The 1,118-nt window shown below is 34.1% G+C and carries 2 protein-coding genes; both read right to left on the bottom strand.

Features of this window, described 5'->3' with window-relative positions:
* The coding region (locus AC0QHF_RS00055) for a sulfotransferase family 2 domain-containing protein (protein WP_324702157.1) at positions 1-866 on the bottom strand (866 nt) is incomplete at its 3' end.
* A 67-nt stretch (positions 867-933) separates the two neighbouring features.
* The coding region (locus AC0QHF_RS00050) for a hypothetical protein (RefSeq protein ID WP_324702156.1) at positions 934-1,118 on the bottom strand (185 nt) is incomplete at its 5' end.

Raw genomic sequence — 1,118 nt, 5'->3', positions numbered from 1 at the left:
GCAAAATCATTAAATAAGTTCTCAACTTTGAGAAGATGGGGTTTGATGATACCCATCTCAATTAAAGGATGAGCTTGCAGCTTATGGTGAATATTGCAATTTCTAATATCCAGTGATTTTAAATATTGTACAAACTCATCAAAACAAAAACTATTTTTACGGCTTATTTTTCTTCCTAAAAATCTCGAGATTTTGGGATCATCATATCCAGTTTTAATAGCATGAATGTAGCTACTAACTGCTCGATAGAAAGGGTTTCTAACTAAACATAAAATATGGGAATTTAAAATTTCTTTTGTGGATCTGATCTGTTTTTTGTATTTACGATCTTGGGTAAAAACCTTGGCTCTATACCTATGAGGATGACGATGGTAGGATTCTACATCTTGATATAGTCCTGCATGGTAAAAAAACCACTTTACACCAAAGCTACAAGCACTTTTAGCGCAGAAAATTAAAGTTAAATTCAGTGATTTATTGTATAGAGGTTTTGGCTGATGACGAAGCCATATTTGACGAATTTCATGGGGAGATAGCTTTTGGTCAAAATTAACATAAGTCACTGATTTGTTTGATTCTTTGCTTCCTGATTTACTGGTTCCTAGTATTTTTCCTGTATCTTTCAAAGCTAACTGTATTTGGTCTCCATTTTGTACATTATAGGGAGATAAATCAAAACAAAAATTCACCCGTAGATTATCACTATTCCTCTGGAAACGTTTAGGTTTAATCTTGTCAGATGTCAACTTTTGACCATTAATTAATACAACGATATCAGAGGGATGAAAACCTCCTTGGTCAGGTAATATCCAGCCTCTGACAATTCCCTGGCTTTCTAAATTATTCCAGTTTACAGAACTTTTCATTTATGGGCTTACCTCAATTCATTTAGGAACTCTATAAATTATAACAATCTCCGTTGGGCTTGAAACTTTATGAACCTCTGATTTTATTTAAGTCATCTCTCCACTTGAGTAGATCTTTTTCTATTTGAGCCAATGAAGGTTGATACGGAGCCTGAGAAGTAAACTCTAAATCCAATTCTGGCTTGTACCCAAATATCTCAAAATCAGCGCGGTAAATATTAGCAATATCCCGAACTAACTCCTCAGAGTAGA

Source organism: Lyngbya sp. CCY1209 (assembly GCF_055795065.1).
The sequence above is the reverse complement of the archived record's forward strand: the minus strand, read 5'-3'. Positions and strand labels throughout refer to the sequence as shown.